This is a genomic window from Marivita lacus (assembly GCF_014637725.1).
In the GTDB taxonomy this organism is placed as follows: Bacteria; Pseudomonadota; Alphaproteobacteria; order Rhodobacterales; family Rhodobacteraceae; genus Marivita; species Marivita lacus.
In genome coordinates, this window is record NZ_BMFC01000001.1 from 750120 (window position 1) to 770101 (window position 19982).

16 protein-coding genes and 1 tRNA gene are annotated in these 19982 nt (G+C 60.6%); 10 read left to right on the forward strand and 7 right to left on the reverse strand.

Going from position 1 to position 19982, the window contains the following annotated elements; all coding sequences use genetic code 11:
• The first annotated feature begins 128 nt into the window (after window positions 1–128).
• The 3 genes from IEV82_RS03650 to yaaA all read left to right on the forward strand — a co-directional run bounded on the left by IEV82_RS03650 (window position 129) and on the right by yaaA (window position 3375).
• Window positions 129–422 carry a YggT family protein gene (locus IEV82_RS03650; RefSeq protein ID WP_188480579.1) on the forward strand — a complete coding sequence of 98 codons (294 nt, stop codon included), beginning with the start codon at window positions 129–131 and terminating at the stop codon, window positions 420–422.
• An 82-nt stretch (window positions 423–504) separates the two neighbouring features.
• Complete coding sequence (gene recQ, locus IEV82_RS03655; RefSeq protein ID WP_188480580.1) at window positions 505–2559, forward strand: DNA helicase RecQ; 2055 nt, start codon at window positions 505–507, stop codon at window positions 2557–2559.
• Window positions 2560–2595: 36 nt separating this feature from the next.
• Window positions 2596–3375, forward strand: coding sequence for a peroxide stress protein YaaA (gene yaaA, locus IEV82_RS03660; RefSeq protein WP_188480581.1), 780 nt, complete (start codon window positions 2596–2598; stop codon window positions 3373–3375).
• Here yaaA and IEV82_RS03665 read toward each other — a convergent pair.
• The 4 genes from IEV82_RS03665 to IEV82_RS23875 form a co-directional block, all read right to left on the reverse strand.
• A complete protein-coding gene (locus tag IEV82_RS03665) occupies window positions 3360–5504 on the reverse strand; it encodes an ATP-binding protein (protein ID WP_188480582.1) in 2145 nt (714 codons plus the stop codon). The two genes, yaaA and IEV82_RS03665, sit on opposite strands and share 16 nt — an antisense overlap.
• A gap of 101 nt (window positions 5505–5605) precedes the next feature.
• A complete protein-coding gene (locus IEV82_RS03670; protein ID WP_188480583.1) occupies window positions 5606–6784 on the reverse strand; it encodes an acetyl-CoA C-acyltransferase family protein in 1179 nt (392 codons plus the stop codon).
• Window positions 6785–6853: 69 nt separating this feature from the next.
• The gene (locus IEV82_RS03675) at window positions 6854–8188 is read right to left on the reverse strand and encodes a mechanosensitive ion channel family protein (protein WP_188480584.1); all 1335 of its coding nucleotides are present in this window, start codon (window positions 8186–8188) and stop codon (window positions 6854–6856) included.
• A gap of 60 nt (window positions 8189–8248) precedes the next feature.
• Window positions 8249–8380: a hypothetical protein gene (locus IEV82_RS23875; RefSeq protein ID WP_268236085.1), complete on the reverse strand. Its 132-nt coding sequence runs from the start codon at window positions 8378–8380 to the stop codon at window positions 8249–8251.
• 273 nt (window positions 8381–8653) lie between these two features.
• Here IEV82_RS23875 and leuC point away from each other — a divergent pair, with 273 nt between their 5' ends.
• The 7 genes from leuC (at window position 8654) to IEV82_RS03710 (ending at window position 15107) form a co-directional block, all read left to right on the forward strand.
• Window positions 8654–10057, forward strand: a complete 1404-nt coding sequence (gene leuC, locus IEV82_RS03680; RefSeq protein WP_188480585.1) for a 3-isopropylmalate dehydratase large subunit — start codon at window positions 8654–8656, stop codon at window positions 10055–10057.
• Window positions 10057–10662: a 3-isopropylmalate dehydratase small subunit gene (leuD, locus tag IEV82_RS03685; protein WP_188480586.1), complete on the forward strand. Its 606-nt coding sequence runs from the start codon at window positions 10057–10059 to the stop codon at window positions 10660–10662. Before leuC ends, leuD begins: the two co-directional genes overlap by 1 nt.
• 315 nt (window positions 10663–10977) lie before the next feature.
• Window positions 10978–11814, forward strand: a complete 837-nt coding sequence (locus IEV82_RS03690) for a hypothetical protein (protein ID WP_229747646.1) — start codon at window positions 10978–10980, stop codon at window positions 11812–11814.
• A gap of 41 nt (window positions 11815–11855) precedes the next feature.
• Window positions 11856–12779 carry an endonuclease/exonuclease/phosphatase family protein gene (locus IEV82_RS03695; protein ID WP_229747647.1) on the forward strand — a complete coding sequence of 308 codons (924 nt, stop codon included), beginning with the start codon at window positions 11856–11858 and terminating at the stop codon, window positions 12777–12779.
• Between the two features lie 57 nt (window positions 12780–12836).
• Complete coding sequence (leuB, locus tag IEV82_RS03700) at window positions 12837–13943, forward strand: 3-isopropylmalate dehydrogenase (protein ID WP_188480588.1); 1107 nt, start codon at window positions 12837–12839, stop codon at window positions 13941–13943.
• 20 nt (window positions 13944–13963) lie between these two features.
• Window positions 13964–14944: a DMT family transporter gene (locus tag IEV82_RS03705; protein ID WP_188480589.1), complete on the forward strand. Its 981-nt coding sequence runs from the start codon at window positions 13964–13966 to the stop codon at window positions 14942–14944.
• Window positions 14945–15030: 86 nt separating this feature from the next.
• A tRNA-Pro gene (locus IEV82_RS03710) sits at window positions 15031–15107 on the forward strand.
• A 20-nt stretch (window positions 15108–15127) separates the two neighbouring features.
• Here IEV82_RS03710 and IEV82_RS03715 read toward each other — a convergent pair.
• The 3 genes from IEV82_RS03715 to gyrB form a co-directional block, all read right to left on the reverse strand.
• Window positions 15128–16111, reverse strand: a complete 984-nt coding sequence (locus IEV82_RS03715; protein WP_229747648.1) for a phosphotransferase — start codon at window positions 16109–16111, stop codon at window positions 15128–15130.
• 35 nt (window positions 16112–16146) lie between these two features.
• Window positions 16147–17376: an acyl-CoA dehydrogenase family protein gene (locus IEV82_RS03720; RefSeq protein ID WP_188480591.1), complete on the reverse strand. Its 1230-nt coding sequence runs from the start codon at window positions 17374–17376 to the stop codon at window positions 16147–16149.
• Between the two features lie 173 nt (window positions 17377–17549).
• Complete coding sequence (gyrB, locus tag IEV82_RS03725) at window positions 17550–19967, reverse strand: DNA topoisomerase (ATP-hydrolyzing) subunit B (RefSeq protein WP_188480592.1); 2418 nt, start codon at window positions 19965–19967, stop codon at window positions 17550–17552.
• Window positions 19968–19982: the final 15 nt, after the last annotated feature.

The following is a 19982-nucleotide window of genomic DNA, read 5'->3' on the forward strand; positions in this document are numbered from 1 at the left end:
CTGTTGCAGGCTTAGTCGACCTGCTGCCGGATCACATCAACCGCGACCTCGCGGCAACCGCCCTGTCTTGTTCTTCCGGGCCGTTGCGCCTACCTCTGGGCAAGTCACTGACAAGGGAAATCCATTCGATGCAATCGCTCTACCAGATCCTGATGCTGCTTCTCGATATCGTGTGGTTCTTCATCATCGCCCACGTGATCATGAGTTGGTTGATCAATTTCCAGGTCTTGAACCTGCGTCAGCCCTTTGTCGCGCAGATCTGGGACGGGTTGAACCGGCTGCTCGAGCCGATGTATTCGCGCCTGCGCCGTATCCTGCCGCCGATGTCCGGCATCGACCTTGCACCTCTGGTGGCGTTGATCGGGGTCTATGTGTTACGGATTTTGCTGCAGAACAATGCCGGGTTCTTCTACAGCTTCTGATGTCTCTAAGGCTTGTTCACGCATCCTTAGTATGAGACTGTCAGAACAAGAGCAGATGTAGTAAGAACCTGACAGGTCACCCATGCCGCGCGATATGTCCGACGCAGATTTGATTCTGCGCGACGTCTTTGGTTTCGACAGCTTCCGTCCCGGCCAGTCCGAGATCGTCGAGGCTGTGGCACAGGGCGAAAACGTGTTGGCCATCATGCCGACCGGTGGCGGCAAGTCCTTGTGTTTCCAATTGCCTGCTCTGGTGCGCCATGGCGTGACGGTTGTCATTTCCCCGCTGATTGCCCTGATGCGCGATCAGGTGCGTGGATTGCGGGAAGCGGGCGTCAATGCCGGCGCGCTGACCTCGGCCAATACCGACGCGGAAAACGACGCCGTCTGGGACATGCTGCATTCCGGCGCGCTCAAGCTGCTGTATCTCGCGCCCGAACGCCTTGCCTCGAGCGGGACGCAGCGGATGCTGCAACAGGCGGGCGTGTCGCTGATCGCCGTGGACGAAGCCCATTGTGTCAGCCAGTGGGGCCATGATTTCCGCCCCGATTATCTGCGCATCGGCGAATTGCGCCGGGCGCTCGACGTGCCGCTGGCCGCGTTCACCGCCACGGCGGATGGGGAAACGCAGGACGAAATCGTCATGCGCCTGTTCGATGGTCATCCCCCGACAACGTTCCTGCGCGGGTTCGACCGCCCCAACATCCACCTGATGTTCGCGCCCAAGAACAAGCCGCGGGACCAGATCCTGAAATTCGCAGCCGCGCGCAAGGATCAGTCCGGCATCGTCTATTGCGGCACGCGGGCCAAGACCGAAACACTGTCGCAGGCGCTGAATGCCGAAGGTCACAGCGCCTGTTTCTATCATGGCGGCATGGACCCGGACGCGCGCCGGAGCGTCGAAGCGCGGTTCGCCACCGAAGACGGGCTGATCGTCGTTGCCACCGTTGCTTTTGGCATGGGGGTCGACAAGCCTGACATTCGCTGGGTGGCCCATGCCGATCTGCCGAAATCCATCGAGGCGTATTACCAGGAAATCGGTCGTGCCGGACGCGACGGTGCCCCCGCGGAAACCCTGACGCTCTATGGAGCCGACGACATCCGCTTGCGCCGGTCCCAAATCGATGAGGGCACGGCTCCGCCGGAACGCCGCCACGCGGATCACGGTCGCCTGAACGCGCTCTTGGGGTTGGCCGAGGCGCTGGAATGTCGTCGCAAGACGCTGCTAGGGTATTTTGAAGAAAGCGAAATCACGTGCGGGAATTGCGATCTGTGCGACAAACCGGCCGAGGTGTTCGATGGCACCGAAGCGGTGCGCAAGGCGCTCTCGGCCGCGCTGCGCACCGGAGAAAGCTTTGGCGCGGGGCACCTGATCGACATTTTGCTGGGCACCAAGACAGAAAAAGTGATTCAGCGCAGCCATGACAGTCTGCCCACATTTGGTGTGGGAACAGAGCTTAAGCGGGGCGAATGGCAGGCGGTGTTCCGTCAGATGATGGGGCATGACCTGATGCGCCCCGATGCCGAACGGCATGGCGCATTGGTGATGACCGACGCCGCCCGCCCGATCCTGCGTGGTGAAGCGTCGATCAGCCTGCGCCGCGACAGCATCGAAGCGGCGAGTGAACGCCGCCCGCAGGTGCACACGCTGGTCAGCGACGAAGACGCGCCGCTCCTGTCGGCGCTGAAGGCGAAACGCCGCGCGCTGGCCGAGGAACAAACGGTTCCCGCCTACGTGATCTTTCCCGACAAGACCCTGATCGAGATGGCCGAGACGCGACCCGCCACGCTGGATGATATGGCGCGCATCAACGGTGTGGGGGCGAAGAAGCTGGAACGCTACGGGCGCGCATTTCTGCAAGTGATCGCCGGAGAGGTGCCGGATACGCATCCCGCGCGGCGCAAGCTGGCCACCAGTACTGCGGGTGGGGTCTATGACGCGCTGCTGAGCGCGCAGTCGCATCTGGTGCGTGGTGCCTGTGGCACGCTCAAGCCGATGTCGTGCAATGCAGGGCAACTCGCCAAGCTGGCGCAAAGCAGGCCGCGTGACGAAAGCGGGATTGCCCGCATCATCGGCGACCGACATGCCGACCGCTTTGCCGAGACCTTTCTGGACGTTTTGCGGGCTGCGGACTAAATCAACCGAGACTGCGAATTCAAAAAAGGTGCTGCCATGCTCGTCGTGATTTCCCCGGCCAAACGGCTTGACTGGTCCGAGCGTGACGTGACCATGACCGAACCGGTCTTTCAGGACGACGCGAACCGGCTTGCCAAATCGGCGCGCAATCTGACGCTGGGCAATCTCAAGGCGCTGATGGACCTGAGCGACGATCTGGCCAAGCTGAACCGCGACAGGTTCCGCGATTTCGAGGATGCGCCAACGCACGACAACCTGCGTCCGGCCGCGCTGGCCTTTGCGGGGGACACCTATCAGGGGCTCGAAGCCAGTACGCTGGACGCGGACGAGCTGCGCTGGGCGCAGGATCACCTGCGGATCCTGTCCGGTCTGTATGGCGTGCTGCGTCCGTTGGACGGGATTCAAGCCTATCGCCTTGAGATGGGTAGCCGGCTGAAAACAAGGCGCGGCGGTAATCTTTATGACTACTGGCGCGACCAGATTTCCAAGGAACTCAAGGCGCAGGCCGAGGAGTTGCACACCGACACGCTCATCAATTGCGCGAGTCAGGAATATTTCGGGGCAGTGCCACCCAAACCGCTGGGCCTGCGGATCGTCACACCCGCGTTCATGGAGGACAAGGGTGACGGCAAGGGCCCGAAGATCGTCAGCTTCTTTGCCAAGAAGGCGCGCGGGTCGATGGCCCGGTTTGTCATCCAACGGCGGTTGACCGATGCAGAAGGTATCCTTGATTTCGACCTCGGGGGTTATGGCTATCGCGAAGACCTGTCGGAACCGGACAAACCGGTTTTCGTGCGCCCCTACGAGGCGAGCTGAAGGGCCGGGCAATAGCGCCCGAGGGTTTCGATCAACGCATCCTTGCGCAGCGGTTTGGTCAGATAGTCCGTCAGCCCGGCATGAAGGATCATGTCGCGGTCGCCATCAAGGGCATGGGCGGTGACGGCGATGATGGGCACATTCGGCCCGTTGCCCTCCATTGCGCGGATGCGGGCGGTTGCTTCCTTGCCATCCATACCGGGCATCGAGATGTCCATGAAGATCACGTCGGGGCGATATTCCTCGAAAGCAGTGACCGCTTCGAACCCGTCATTTGCCGTGCGAAGGTCGATCTGAAGTTTGCTGACCATCTTGCGAAAGACAAGCTGGTTGGTTCGGTTGTCCTCGGCCAGAAGGATCTTGGGCAGGTTCGACGGGGTCTTGTGTGTGGGGGGATCGTTTCGGGGTTTCCGAGCCGCGACGGACATGATCGCATCGAAGAGTGCCGCGCGGGCATAGGGGCGCTGGATCGTTTCCACCTGTGGCAGCCCGGCTTCGGCCACACGCTTGGGGTCATGCGACAGGGATAGGACAGGCGTGTCCGATCCAAGCGACTGCAAAGCGACAATGGTCGGTTCGAACAACCGACTGTCCGGTTCCAGCCCGAGTATCGTCAGGCTGGCAGAGGTCAGCATGTCCTTGGTCAATCGCGACGGATCGGTGCAAAGCTCGGACGCGCCGCCCAAGGCGCTGATCTGGTTGATGAGCGGCGTCATTTCGGTCTTGTCCGCGTCTTCGATCACCAGAATGCGCTGGATCTGTGGATCGAGCGTCAGCGGTGCGTCCCCGCTCTGCCGATCGACAGGCAGGGTGACCGAAAAGCCGAAACAGCTTCCCACGCCCTTTTCCGACGTGACCCAGATCGTGCCCCCCATCAGGTCGACAAGACGCCTCGTGATGGACAGACCAAGGCCGGTGCCTTCGAACTGGCGGTTGCGGTCATCTTCGACCTGATTGAATTCGCCGAACACGTGATCGACCTTGTCAGGCGCAATCCCGATTCCGGTGTCTTCGATCGTGATGCTGAGTTTCGTCCGGTTGTTCTCTGCTGCTTCTCCGACCACGCGGAGCAGGACCTGACCTTCGAGCGTGAACTTGACGGCATTTCCCATCAGGTTCGTCACGATCTGTCGGATGCGGCCGGGGTCGGCGACGAAACGGGTCGGTTGCAGGATGTCGTAGTCGATCCGGAGGTTCAGACCCTTGGCCCGCGCACTGGGCTGCAAAAGCAGCAGAACTTCGTGCAAGGTCTGCTCAAGATCGAAGGGTTCGGGGTGCAGGATGAGCTTGTCCGCGTCGATCTTGGAGTAATCCAGCACATCGTTGATAATGACCAGCAACGCCTCACCCGAATGTTTGATCGTTTCTACAAACAGGCGTTGTTCGCTGTCGAGATTGGTTTCCGTCAACAGGTCGGCCATGCCCACGACACCGTTCATCGGAGTTCGGATCTCGTGGCTCATATTGGCCAGAAAGGCCGATTTGGCGCGGTTCGCCGCTTCGGCACGTTCGCGCGCTTCGTGCAGCTGTTCTTCGTAGTGGACGCTTGCGGTGATGTTCAGAGCAAGGCTCACCACGTCACCCGAGGGACTGCGACGGTCGAAAATCCGGATATGTTCGCCATTCCAGAGCTGGATCTCCATCGGTTCCGGATCGTCCTGCTGCCAGCGGTTCTGCATCCGCGCGCGCCAGTCTGGTGGGCGTTCATTGCCGATATTGACGATGCCTTCCTCGGTCAAAAGCTGAAGGATGCGCGGATAGGTGATGCCGGGTTGTACCTCTTCGAGATCCTCGAACACCGCGAGATAGGCGCGGTTGGCGACGATCATGCGGTTGTCGGAATCAAAGAACGCGAACCCGTCCTGAATGGTCTCGATGGAATGCCACAGGCGGCGTTCGGCGATCTGGATCTTTTCGTTGGCAACGCCAAGTTCGGTTTTCACCCGCTGGTTTTCACCACGCACCATGGCGACTTCTGCGCGGGTCTCGACGATCTCGTTGCTCAGTTGCTGGGCGTGGTTGCCCAGTTTGCGATTGGCGGCGAAAAGTTCGGCCTGTTTGAGTTCGAGAAGACGCTCTGCGCCCAACCGCGCGCGCCGCTCCTCTGCCAGCTTGTTGGCAAGGCTCATCCAGACCTCCGTCATTGTCCATCAGGACTTTCCGGGATCATGGTGAAGAATGCATTAACCCGGCCTTGATGGTCGGCCGGGTCCTTTCCTCGAGATGCCCGTCAGAGGCATTCGATGGCAAGAGCGATGCCCTGACCGCCGCCGATGCACATCGTGATGAGCGCCTTGGACCCGCCAATGCGTTCGAGTTCGTAAAGCGCCTTGATGGTGATGATCGCGCCCGTTGCGCCAACCGGATGACCCAGCGCAATCGCTCCGCCGTTCGGGTTCACCTTTGCCGGATCAAGGCCAAGCCCCTTGTTCACCGCGAGCGCCTGCGCCGCGAAGGCCTCGTTGCTTTCGATCACGTCGAAATCCGCGATCGACAGGCCGGTGCGGGCCAGCAGCTTCTCGACTGCCGGAACCGGGCCGATGCCCATGACCTCGGGACGGACGCCCGCATGGGCATAGCCCAGGATGCGCGCCTTTGGCTTGAGACCAGCGCGGTCAGCGGCAGAGGCGGTGGACAGGACAATGGCGGCAGCCCCATCGTTGATGCCCGATGCATTGCCTGCGGTGACGGTGCCGTCCTTTTGGAATACGGTCTTGAGACCCCCCAAAGCCTCGATCGTGGTGGCCTTGGGGTGCTCATCAGTGTCGAATGGCACCATCTCGCGCTTGACCTTGACGTCGACGGGCACGATCTGGCTCGCAAACCGTCCTTCCTCGATGGCTTTGGCCGCGCGCTGCTGGCTTTCCATTGCAAACGCGTCCTGCGCATCGCGGCTGATGTCATGCTCTGCAGCGACGTTTTCGGCGGTGACACCCATATGCCCGGTGCCAAAGGGGCAGTTCAGAGCGCCCAGCATCATGTCGAGCGTGCGGATATCTCCCATCTTGGCGCCCCAGCGCTGATCGGGGACGATAAACGGCGAACGACTCATGCTTTCGGCACCGCCAGCCAGGGCGAAGTCCGCATCACCGAGCATCAGCGACTGGACCGCCGACACGATGGCCTGCGCACCAGAGCCACAGAGCCGGTTCACGTTCATTGCAGGAGTGGTGTCGGGAATCCCCGCCTGCATGGCAGCGACACGGGACAGGTACATGTCGCGGGGTTCGGTGTTGATCACGTGACCAAAGACGACATGGCCGATCTGGCCGGGTTCGACGCCGGAGCGCTCCATCGCGGCCTTGGCAACCGCTGTACCCAGGTCTATCGGCGGTGTTGCAGCAAGTGACCCGCCAAAAGTGCCGATTGCGGTGCGCGCACCGTCAAGAAGTACGATATCGTCTGCCATGTGAAACTCCCTCATTTTGTTGCCCGCAGTATGTGACAGCGGATGAACCATGTCAGCCGCAACGTTCCGTCAGTCGTGCTGCCGCGTTGTCGCAAGCTGGGAGCCTTCGAGGACCTTGACCTCGCGCTGTGGGAACGGGATCGAGATGCCGTGTTCGTTAAAGGCATCCCACAGGGCCAGATACACATTGCCCCGGATATTGGTCAGCCCGCCCGACGGATCGCGAATCCAGAAACGCAGGATGTAGTCGACCGAACTGTCGCCGAAGCCGACGATGTGACAGACCGGAGCCTTGAAGCTCAGAACGCGCTCCACGGATGTCGCGGCGTCGATCGCGATCTTGCGCACTTTATGCGGATCGTCGGAATAGGCCGTGCCGAAATAGATGTCCAACCGGACGAATTCGTTGGAGTGGGACCAGTTCACCACCTGCCCGGTGATCAGGTCTTCGTTCGGGATCAGGTATTCCTTGCCATCCCGTGTCACGACGCTGACATAGCGCGCGCCAAGGCTGTTGATCCATCCGAACGTGTCCCCGAGCGAGATCACGTCGCCAGGTTTGATCGACTTGTCGAGCAGGATGATGATGCCCGACACGAGGTTCGACACGACTTTTTGCAGGCCGAAACCCAACCCCACGCCGATTGCACCGGACAGGACCGCAAGCCCGGTCAGGTCTACGCCGACTAGGCGCAACCCAAGAAAGAAAGCAGCGCCGAAAAGCAGCACTTGCATGAACTTGATGGCAAGCACCTGCATCGACGGCGAGATGTCTTCGTTGCGCCGGATCGTGGCGGCCGTCGTGCTGCTGATCAGACGGGCACCGGTCAGAAGTAATGCGAGGATGACGATGGCTTGTATCACCAGCCAGAGGGACAGGCGGGTTTCTCCGACGGTGAAGGCCAGACTGTCGAGGACTCTCTGCGTGTCTTCGGCAAGCCCGGTGATCGACAGGGTGACCCAGATCCATGCACCGTAGCGCACGAGTCCGCGCAGCAGTGTGTTCTTGATCAGCCGCGTCGCGAAGGCGATAAGCAGCCAGGCGGTCGCGAGATTGGCGACGATGGCAAGAAGATAAGACCGCGACGGCCATGTGATCTCGCGCATGACCATTACAACCAGCCAGATCAGCACGACAAACAGCACCATCCGCAGGCGTCGATGGAACACCACAAGCGCGCGCATCCGCCATTTGGGCCAACCTTCCAGACCGCGCATCCAGTCATGCATCCGGGGCTTGATGACCATGCTGAACAGCTGCGCAAAACCAAAAACGCCGATCACGATCAGAACTTGGTAGGCATTCCACGGGCGCAGCAGGCTGGACAGGAACGTCTCCGCCCAACTGAAAAGATCGAGTGTGACCTCGGTCAGTGAGTCAGGCAAGGCGACTTCGGGATCCATTCCATTTCCGACTGATTGCGCGCGAGAAAGGTCGCATCCCGGCGCTGTCAGTGCAACCGGTTAGGACCCCGTGAAGGGAAGTGCGATCGCAACGGGCCCCAGATCCGTGTTCGCCCCGGCGGCGTGCATGATCAGGCCGGCGCACAGGACGGCGATCAGGCCGAGGTTGATGATGTTCAATTTTGTCAGCATGTAGCCCCTTTTGTTTCAGGATACGTGGCACAGTGGGGTTTGGATCAGTTGGATATGGAGCGGATTGTCCGGCACCACGTGCGCCGCCCTTGCGGCAGGACCGGGCGATGATGTATGGCAACGTGTATGGAAATGGTTTTCGATCTGGATGAACGCGCGCGATTGCGCGAACGGTTTTTCGGGGCGACGCATACGGTGCTCGCGCGGCTATAGGCCTGCGCTCGAACCCGGACCATCCAACACCACATTTTCGCCAAGCAAGGGAGAGGACCGATGTCCCCCAAGACGCTCTATGATAAAATCTGGGATGCTCATGTCGCGCATGAAGCCGACGATGGCACCTGCCTTTTGTATATCGACCGTCACCTCGTTCACGAGGTCACCAGCCCGCAGGCCTTTGAAGGTCTGCGCATGGCCGGTCGTACGGTGCGCGCGCCGGACAAGACGATTGCCGTGCCGGATCACAACGTGCCCACGACGCCCGGTCGTGAAGACCCCAAGAACATGACCGAAGACAGCGCCATTCAGGTGGCCGCACTCGACAAGAACGCCAAGGATTTCGGCATTCACTATTACCCGGTGTCGGATGTCCGTCAGGGCATCGTCCATATCGTTGGACCGGAACAGGGCTGGACCCTGCCGGGCATGACCGTGGTCTGTGGTGACAGCCACACCGCGACGCATGGCGCGTTCGGCGCACTGGCGCACGGGATCGGCACATCCGAGGTCGAGCACGTTCTGGCCACCCAAACGCTGATCCAGCGCAAGGGCAAGAACATGAAGGTCGAGATCACCGGCAAGCTTGCGCCGGGTGTGACAGCCAAGGACATCACGCTGTCGGTGATCGGCAAGACCGGCACCGCTGGCGGCACCGGCTATGTCATCGAATATTGCGGCGAAGCGATCCGCGATCTGTCGATGGAAGGCCGCATGACCGTCTGCAACATGGCCATCGAAGGCGGCGCCCGCGCTGGCCTGATCGCGCCGGACGAAAAGACATTCGAGTATGTCAAAGGCCGCCCGCATGCCCCGAAAGGTGCACAGTGGGAAGCCGCTTTGGCATGGTGGAAGACCTTGTTCTCGGACGAAGACGCGCACTGGGACAAGGTGGTCACCCTCAAGGGCGAAGACATAGCGCCCGTGGTGACATGGGGCACGTCGCCCGAAGACGTCTTGCCGATCACCGCAGACGTGCCGTCGGCCGACAGTTTCGAAGGCGGCAAGGTTGGCGCGGCACAACGCTCGCTCGACTACATGGGCCTGACACCGGGTCAGAAGCTTTCGGATATCGAGATCGACACCGTCTTCATCGGCTCGTGCACAAATGGCCGGATCGAGGATTTGCGGGCAGCTGCCGAAATCCTGAAAGGCAAGAAGATCGCCGTGAAGCGGGCGATGGTCGTGCCGGGATCGGGTCTTGTGCGCGCGCAGGCCGAAGAAGAAGGTCTGGCGGACATCTTCATCGAGGCCGGTTTCGAATGGCGTCTTGCGGGATGTTCCATGTGTCTTGCCATGAACCCCGATCAGCTGGCGCCGGGCGAGCGTTGCGCGGCCACGTCGAACCGCAACTTCGAAGGTCGTCAGGGTCGCGGCGGCCGCACGCACCTGATGTCTCCCGCAATGGCTGCGGCAGCAGCGATCACTGGCAAACTGACTGACGTTCGGGAGATGATGTGATGGACAAATTCGAAAAGCTCACCGGGATCGCGGCTCCCATGCCGCTGGTGAATATCGACACCGACATGATCATCCCGAAGCAGTTCCTGAAGACGATCAAACGGTCCGGTCTGGGTGTGAACCTGTTCGACGAAATGCGCTACGACGATGACGGCAAGGAAATCCCGGAATTCGTGCTGAACAAGCCGCAATACCGCGATGCGGAAATCCTTGTTGCCGGTGACAATTTCGGCTGCGGGTCGTCACGCGAACATGCGCCCTGGGCGCTGAAGGATTTTGGCATCCGGTCGGTCATTTCGACCTCGTTTGCCGACATCTTCTACAACAACTGTTTCAAGAACGGCATTCTGCCAATCACCCTGCCGCGAGGTGCGGTCGATGTCCTGATGAAGGATGCCGAAAAGGGGTCAAATGCCCGCATGACGGTCGATCTGGAAAACCAGACCGTGACCAGCTCGGATGGTGACAGCTTTTCCTTCGAACTCGACAGCTTCCGAAAGCATTGCTTGATGAACGGGCTGGACGATATCGGCCTGACCATGGAAAAGGCCGCCTCCATCGACAGTTTTGAATCGCAAGCTGCACAGGCGCGTCCCTGGGTCTGACTAACTTTGATGATGTTGAACAAAGGCCGTCCTTCTGGGCGGCCTTTCGCTTTTCGGCGGTTCTGCGAGACCCTACCAGATGTTGTAGGCTTGTCGCCTTGTGCCATATTTCAAGGCACGCCGTGATGTAAACGCGCACCAGTTTCCTGCCAAGTCCAATGATTTCCCGGGGACACCCGCTGACTGGAGTTGAGCGAACCGGTGAACTTGGGCAAAACTGGGGCAAGAATGAGGCAGGCCGTCGCTCCGGCGGCAGAAATTTGGAACAAGGTCGCGGCATCGTATCGCGTCCGTCCGGATTGAAGGGAAACCAGAGTGGTCAAGCGGATCATCGGATCAGCTGTGCGTGCGCTGTTTATGGCGTTTCTTGTGGTGATACCGTCATTGGTCTTGCCAGGAACGTCGAGCGACGCGGCCCAGATGGCAGCGCTTGTTGCGCTGGTGGCTGCCGTGGTGACGTTCGCGGAATATGCGAGCGAGTATCCGACCTTTCTCGAGTTCCGGAATGCGCCGCCGTTCAACCGGTTGCGATTTCTCGCGCTGTTCTTCTGCGTGTGGTTCGCGTCATTGCTGATGGCCTCTGAAATGCGCGCTGTCGATCTGGCGCCGACGCTGCTGGAGAACTTGGCCCAAGACGCGGCTTGGCTTCTGGATTTCCCGTTTTCGCCGGTGCGGTTGATGGCGATCGCGTTTTCCGATCTGCACAATCTGTTCGACGTCGGTGCTGCCGTCGAGATTGCCAGCCTTTTGCTTTTGGTGTCCTTGATCGCCCTGTTCCTGTTCTGGGTTCATGCCCGGTTCATTTTCTGGCCGATCCGCAAGATGGCGTTCAACTTCTGGATCAACCTGCCCCTGTTCGATCCGACATCCGGGCGGGACGTTCTGTTCAGGCTGAAAAGGGACGCGCATGTTAATCTCGCGTTAGGGTTTTTGCTGCCATTCCTGATCCCGGCTTTGCTGCGGATGTGGATCGGCACGTTCGACCCCTCCGTGCTGGCAATGCCGGAGATCCTGATCTGGGTGTTGTGCGCGTGGGCCTTCTTGCCATTGACCTTGATGATGCGGGGGATCGCCCTGTTCCGGGTGGCCGCGCTGATCGAAGAGAAACGTCGTCGCGCCTATGCGCAGGAAGACGAATTGCAACTGGTCTGATCTGCGCATGTCTCGCGTTGTGGATGTCAGCCGCTTGCGCGATGGCGCGAGACCTGCGTGTCGCCTTGTGGCATGTGCCGCTGATGCGCGATGGTCCGGGCCTGCTGTTGCGGGATCTGGTCAGGCAAGACGCCGTTGTGGTCTCTGTGGCGAAGGCGCTGTCCGATGCAGATGCCGACATCATCGTTCTGACGCGGTTCGACTATGACGCGACGGGCGCAACCCTTCGCGCCTTTGCAGATCTTGTCGATGGCGACCATGCGTTTGTTCAGCCGCTGAGGTCCAACGCCGGGATTCCCACTGCGTTCGACATGGATGGCGATGGTCGTCTGGGCGAGGCCGAGGATGCGCAGGCCTTTGGCCGGTTTCCCGGACAGGAGGCGTTGGCCGTCCTGTCTCGATTCCCTATCGACACCGAAGGGCTGCGATCCTTCAACGACATCCTGTGGCGCGACCTTCCAGATGCGCTGGTGACCGAGGCCGATATCGGCCTGGATGTTCAACGTCTGTCCAGCGGGGGTCATTGGATCGTGCCGGTGATCCTGCCTGACACGGGGACCGGCGCATTTGTTTCCTTGCTGATCGGGCATGCGGGGCCACCGGTGTTCGATGGTCTTGAGGATCGCAATGGCCGGCGCAATCGCGATGAGCTGCGCCTGTGGGCGCAGATCATCAACGACGAAACCGGGCCATTCGTGTTCATGGTCAATACCAATCTCGATCCGGATCGCGGCGATGGCTACCGCGATGCGATGGGGCAGTTCCTTTTGAACCAGCGCCTTGTTGATCCACTTCCCGACCAGATCACGGCGCATTGGGACAGGCCCGGTCCGATGCGGGTGTCCTATGTTTTGCCCTCGCCCGAGTTCGAAATTGGCGCGGCGCGGGTCTGGCCCGTGATCGATGACCAGCAGCACAGCCTGATTACCGTTGACTTGAAGCTCCGGGATGCGGCGTTGCCTTGACCCTTTGCGCTTGCGGGTCTACGCGAAGAGCAACCCTGTTGATCAAAGGAACCCATGATGAGCAACGCTTCGCTTTTGATACTGCCCGGTGACGGGATTGGCCCTGAAGTTATGGCCGAGGTGCGCAAGGTCATTGACTGGTACGGCGCCAAGCGTGACCTGACGTTTGACGTGAGCGAAGACCTCGTGGGCGGTGCAGCCTATGACAAGCACGGCACGCCCTTGCACGATGACACCATGGCCAAGGCTCAGGAGGTCGATGCAGTGCTTCTGGGTGCTGTTGGCGGACCCAAATACGACAGTCTGGATTTCAGCGTGAAACCCGAACGGGGTCTGCTGCGTTTGCGCAAGGAGATGGATCTCTTTGCCAACTTGCGCCCCGCGCAGTGTTTCGATGCGCTCGCGGATTTCTCGTCGCTCAAGAAAGAGGTGGTTGCGGGCCTCGACATCATGATCGTCCGCGAACTGACCTCGGGCATCTATTTCGGAGAACCGCGCGGCATCTTCGAAGAAGGCAACGAGCGCGTGGGCATCAACACCCAGCGCTACACCGAATCCGAGATTGACCGCGTGGCGCGGTCGGCGTTTGAACTGGCGCGCCGTCGCGGCAACAAGGTCTGCTCGATGGAGAAGGCCAACGTGATGGAGTCCGGCATCCTGTGGCGCGAAGTCGTGCAAAAGGTCCATGACGAGGATTACCCGGATGTCGAGCTGTCGCACATGTATGCCGACGCGGGCGCGATGCAGCTGTGCCGCTGGCCCAAGCAGTTCGACGTGATCGTGACAGACAACCTGTTCGGTGACCTTCTGTCCGATGCAGCGGCGATGCTGACCGGAAGCCTTGGAATGCTGCCCTCGGCCAGCCTGGGTCAGCCGATGGCCAACGGTCGCCCCAAGGCGCTTTACGAACCGGTTCACGGCTCTGCCCCCGACATCGCGGGTCAGGGCAAGGCCAACCCGATCGCCTGTATCCTCAGCTTTGCCATGGCGTTGCGGTACTCCTTCGATCAGGGCGACGAAGCGGCGCGGCTGGAAGCGGCGATCGAGACGGTTCTGGCCAATGGTGCCCGAACAGCCGACCTGATGGGTCCGGAAGACGGCACGCCGATGTCGACCACACAAATGGGCGATGCCATCGTCGCGGCACTGGACGCGAGCCTGTAAACGCCAGAAAGGGGCCAGCCATGTCTTCGAACCTCAAAGGCGCTGTGCTGGCCCTGATTTCTTTCGGTCTTTTTGCAACACATGACGTGTTCATCAAGATACTCGGCGCGACCTACTCGCCCATTCAGATCGTCTTTTTCAGTGTTCTGCTGAGCTTTCCTCTGGCCACGATCATGCTGATGCGGGACGCCAAACCGGCGACCCTGGTCCCGGTGCATCCCTGGTGGATGGCAGTACGGACAATCGGCGTGGTGGTCACGGGGTATTCGGCGTTCTATGCCTTCTCGGCGCTGCCCTTGACGCAAACCTACGCGATCCTTTTTGCGACCCCGTTGCTGATCACGGTTCTGTCCATTCCCATCCTTGGCGAAACGGTGCGCTGGCAACGCTGGATGGCGGTGATCGTCGGCCTGCTGGGTGTGTTGGTCGTGCTGCGGCCAGGATCGACCGAACTGACGCTTGGACATGGGGCCGCGATCCTTGCGTCGTTCAGTGGGGCGTTCGCGTCGATCGTGGTGCGCAAGATCGGTGCTGAGGAGCGCACCGTTGTGATGTTGCTTTACCCGATGGTGGGCAATTTCGTGGTCATGGGGGCGGGGCTTGCCTTTGTCTACAAGCCCATGCCGATCGAGGATCTGGGCATGCTCGCGATCATTTCCGTGATGGCGTGGATCGCAGGGCGTATCATCATCTCGGCCTATCGCACGGCTGAGGCGGCCATTGTCGCCCCGATGCAGTATTCGCAAATCCTCTGGGCGACGGTCTTCGGGCTTTTGTTCTTTGGCGAGACAACGGACTTTTATACCGCTGTCGGGGCTACCATCATCATCGCGTCGGGCCTCTTCATCGTGTTCCGCGAAAGCCGCGCCGGAGCGTCCAAGCACATGCCTGTTCTGCGCACCCGCAGCCGGATCGCAACCCCCTCCACCCTGCGTCTGAGTGGCTGGATGGGCTCGTCCAGAAACGGCGACCGTGGCGCAGGACGTGATACCGAGGAATGACGCGGTGATCTGCGCGAGAATGCGAGCTGTGAATGAAATCAACCCTTGTCAAATCCGCGCATGGGCAGTAGGTCCCCGTGCACGGTCGGGCTGTAGCGCAGCCTGGTAGCGCACCTGCTTCGGGAGCAGGGGGTCGGAGGTTCGAATCCTCTCAGCCCGACCAGTATTCAGGACATTTCCGGCTCAGACGGTTTTCGCCGCCTCGAGCCCGCCCGCCGCAAAGGCTGGCACAAACGCCCCTAGTTCCAGTGCTTTTTCAGGGTTGGATGCATTGCCGTCCAGCGCGCGGCGTTTGACGCCCTGCAGAATCGACGCCATACGGAAATAGGTGAAGGCAAGGTAGAACCCGAACCGGCCGATTCCGGGCAGGCCCATGCGCTGGCAATAGGCGTCGATGAAGGCCTGATCCTCGGGAATGCCAAGCGGCGCGCGGTTTACACCGGCAAGGCCACGGGCCGCATCGCCCGTGGGCAGCCCCCATTGCATGATGACCGCAGCGAGATCGGCAAAGGGATGGCCGAGGGTGGAAAGCTCCCAATCCAGAACGGCAATGCAGGCTGGGCGATCCGGGGCAAACATCAGGTTGTCGATGCGGTAGTCGCCATGCACCAGCGTCACGCGGCCATCATCCTCGGGTAGATTGCCCTGCAGCCAGTCGATCAGCGCATCCATGTCCGGGATCGGGTCGGTTTCGGTGGCACGGTATTGCTTGGTCCAGCGGTCGATCTGGCGTTTGTAGTAGTTGCCCTGAGGGCCGTAACCGCTCAGCCCGGTGGTTGTCAGGTCAACGGAATGGATCGCCGCCAGAACGCGGTTCATGTTGTCGTAGACTGCGCCGCGATCTTCGGGACTGAGGCCTGGCAAGCGCGGATCGACAAAGGTGCGGCCTGGCACATGATCCATCACGTAGAACATCGACCCGATCACTGCATCGTCCTCGCAAAGCGCGTGCATTCGCGCAACAGGCACATCCGTGCCCGCAAGCGCGCGCTGCACCCGGAATTCACGGTCGACCGCATGGGCTGATTTCAAAAGCTGCCCCGGAGGTTTGCGCCGCAGGACATAGGCACCCGATGCAGCGGTCAGCTTGAAGGTCGGATTGGACTGACCGGTGGCGAATTTCTCGACCGTGATCGGCCCGCGAAAGCCGGGTACATGCGTGGCCATCCAAGCCTCGATAGCCGCGGGATCGAAAGCCGCGCTCATCCGTTGCTGTATTTGCGCAGCTCGGCGCGGGCGACCTGTCGGCGGTGCACGGCGTCAGGACCATCCGCAAAGCGCAACGTGCGCAGATGGGTCCACATCCGCCAGAGCGGCGTGTCCTGACTGATCCCTGTGCCGCCATATAGCTGCATGGCTTCGTCCACGATCTTGAGCGACATGAGGGGCGCCACGACCTTGATCTGGCTGATCCAGGGCTGTGCCGCCCGTGTGCCTTGCGTGTCCATCATCCACGCGGCCTTGAGACACAAGAGACGCGCCTGTTCGATCTCCATCCGCGCGTTGGCGATGATGTCGTAATTCGCGCCCAGCTCGACCAGCGGCTTGCCGAACGCCTCGCGATGCAGACCGCGCAGGCACATCAGTTCAAGCGCCTTTTCGGCCAGTCCGATAGAGCGCATGCAATGGTGAATGCGTCCCGGCCCAAGACGCCCTTGCGCCACTTCAAAGCCGCGCCCTTCGCCAAGCACGACATTCCGGGCAGGGATACGGACATTGGTGAAGCGGATATGCATGTGGCCATGCGGGGCGTCGTCCTGACCAAAGACATGCATCGGGCGCAGCACGTCGATGCCGGGTGTGTCGGCATCCATGACGAACATCGTGTGACGGCTGTGCTTGAAGGCGTCGGGATCAGAGCACGCCATCAGGATATAGAGCGCACATCGCGGATCGCCTGCGCCGGAAATCCAGTATTTCTCGCCGTTCAGAACCCAGTCATCACCGTCTTTCTTCGCTTCGAACGCCAGCTGTGCCGCGTCGGACGAAGCAACGTCGGGTTCGGTCATGACATAGGCCGAGCGGATCTCACCCTCCAGCAACCGGGTGAGCCAGCGATCCTTCATCCACTCCGCGCCGTAGCGTTCAAGCACTTCCATGTTGCCGGTGTCGGGCGCGTTGCAATTGAACACCTCGGCGGCGAGGTGCACCTTGCCCATTTCCTCGGCAAGATAGGCGTATTCGACGGTGCTCAGGCCGTGGCCCTTGTCGCTGGCGGTCAGCCAGAAATTCCACAACCCGCGCCCGCGGGCCTTGGCTTTCAGCCCTTCAAGGATCTCGATCTGCCGATCGGTGTGCTGAAAGCGGTCGCCCGAGGGGTGTTTGCCGACCTCGGCATGGAATTCCGCATCCAGCGGCGCAATTTCGGTTTCGACCATGTCGCGCACCTGTTCGACCAGCGCGCGCACGCGATCCGACATTCCCAAATCCATGAGTCCGTGTCCTCCCTCGACTGCTCGTTGGGGTGATCGTACGGGCAGATTCGGCGAACGACCAGAGCCGAACCGCTCCATCGCCTGTGCTTCTCTGGTTGAGAAATACCTCGGGGGTCTGGGGGCAGAGCCCCCAGCCTGTCGGATTGGCGCAGCCAATTCGAAATACTGGATCAGAAATCCAGGTTTTCCACGCTCAGCGCGTTCTGCTGGATGAATTCACGCCTCGGTTCGACCACGTCGCCCATAAGCTTGGTGAAAAGGTCATCGGCTTCGGCGATGTCATCGACCTTGACCTGCAAGAGCGTCCTTGCATCCGGGTCAAGCGTGGTTTCCCAAAGCTGATCGGGGTTCATTTCGCCCAATCCCTTGTAACGCTGATAGGTCAGGCCTTTTTCGCCTTCTTCGAGGATCGCGTTCAAAAGGTCGAGGGGGCCGTGAATCATTTGCTTGCGATCCTTGCGGACCAGCTGTGCGGGTTTGTCGTAAACTGCTTGCAGGCTTTCGGTAAAGCTGCCGGTCTTGCGGGCTTCTCCAGAGCGCAGCAACGAGCCGTCCAACGTGCGGACCTCTTCGACGCCGCGCAGGATACGGGCCAGACGGAAGCCGCGATCCTGCGTGATCCGGCCCTGCCAACCGCGTTCGTATTCGAGTGCGATCAGGTCCAGACGTACCGCAACCTTGTCGGCCACGCCTTGAAGGTCGGCATCCACAGCGCCGGGCACAAACGCCCCTGCAATGGCGGATTGTTCAAGGATGTGGCGCGGATAATGCGTCGGGAAGGCATCCAGCACGCGCTTGAGCTGGCGCGCCTCTTCGACCACGCGCACAAGGTCCTGGCCCAGAATGGTCTCGCCATTGCCCTGCAAAAGCTGCGCGCCGTCCGTGCCCTGCTGGATCAGGTATTCCTCCATCGCGGTCTGGTCCTTGAGATAGACCTCGGATTTGCCGCGCATGACTTTGTAAAGCGGTGGCTGCGCGATATACAGATAGCCGCCTTCGATCAGTTGCGGCATCTGGCGGTAGAAGAAGGTCAGCAGCAATGTCCGGATATGCGCCCCGTCCACGTCGGCGTCTGTCATGATGACGATCTTGTGGTAGCGCAGTTTCGAGATGTTGAATTCGTCGCGGCCGATCCCGGTGCCCAGGGCCATCACGAGATTGCCGATTTCCTGGCTTCCCAGCATCCGGTCGAACCGGGCGCGCTCGACGTTCAGGATCTTGCCCTTGAGCGGCAGGATCGCCTGAGTGCGGCGGTCCCGCCCCGTCTGGGCCGATCCCCCTGCGGAGTCACCCTCGACGAGGAAGAGTTCGGTTTGTGACGGGTCTTTTTCCGAACAATCCTTGAGCTTGCCGGCAAGGAAATTCACGTCCATCGCCGTCTTTCGACGGGTCAGTTCCCGCGCCTTGCGGGCCGCTTCACGCGCCAGCGCCGCTTCGACGATCTTGCCGACGATTCGCTTGGCATCGATGGGATTTTCCTCGAACCATTCTGCCAGCTTTTCGTTCACGAGGCTTTCGACCGCGGGACGCACTTCGGAGGACACCAGCTTGTCTTTCGTCTGGCTGGAGAACTTGGGGTCCGGCACCTTGACCGACAGAACACAGGTCAGCCCTTCACGGGCGTCGTCGCCGGTGAAATTGACCTTCTCCTTCTTGGCGATACCCGACGACTGAGCGTAATTGTTGATGGTCCGCGTCAGCGCGCCGCGAAAGCCCGCCATATGCGTGCCGCCGTCGCGCTGCGGAATGTTGTTGGTGAAGGGCAGGACGGTTTCGTGGTAGCTGTCGTTCCACCACATCGCCACCTCGACGCCGATGCCATCGCGGTCACCGACCATGAAGATCGGATCGGACATCACCGGTGCCTTGGAGCGGTCGAGATATTTCACGAATTCCCGCACGCCGCCTTCGTAGTAGAGTTCCGACTTGACTGGTTCTGCGGGCCGCTCGTCTTCGAGGATGATCCGCACGCCGGAGTTCAGGAAGGCAAGTTCGCGCAACCGCTTTTCCAGCGTGTGGAAATCGTATTCGAGGTTCGAAAAGGTGGTCAGCGAGGCCAGAAACCGGACTTCGGTGCCCTTGTTGCCATTTGCATCACCGACCACTTCGAGGTGCTTGACGGTATCGCCGCGTTCGAACCGCGCAATGTGCTCCTTGCCCTTGCGCCAGACGCGCAGTTCCAGCCAATCGGACAGGGCGTTGACCACGGACACACCCACACCGTGCAGACCGCCGGACACCTTGTAGGAGTTCTGGTCGAATTTGCCGCCTGCATGAAGCTGGGTCATGATGACCTCGGCGGCCGAAACGCCTTCGCCCTCGTGGATATCGACCGGAATTCCGCGTCCATTATCACGAACGGAAACGCTGTTGTCGGCGTGGATTTTCACCTGCACGAAGTCGGCGTGACCTGCCAGGGCCTCGTCGATGCCGTTGTCAACGACCTCGTACACCATGTGGTGCAGGCCAGAGCCGTCGTCGGTATCACCGATATACATGCCCGGACGTTTGCGGACAGCTTCCAAGCCCTTGAGAACCTTGATGGAATCTGCGCCGTATTCTTCCGGAACCTGTGCGGGGTCTGCCATGAATTCACCCTTCGT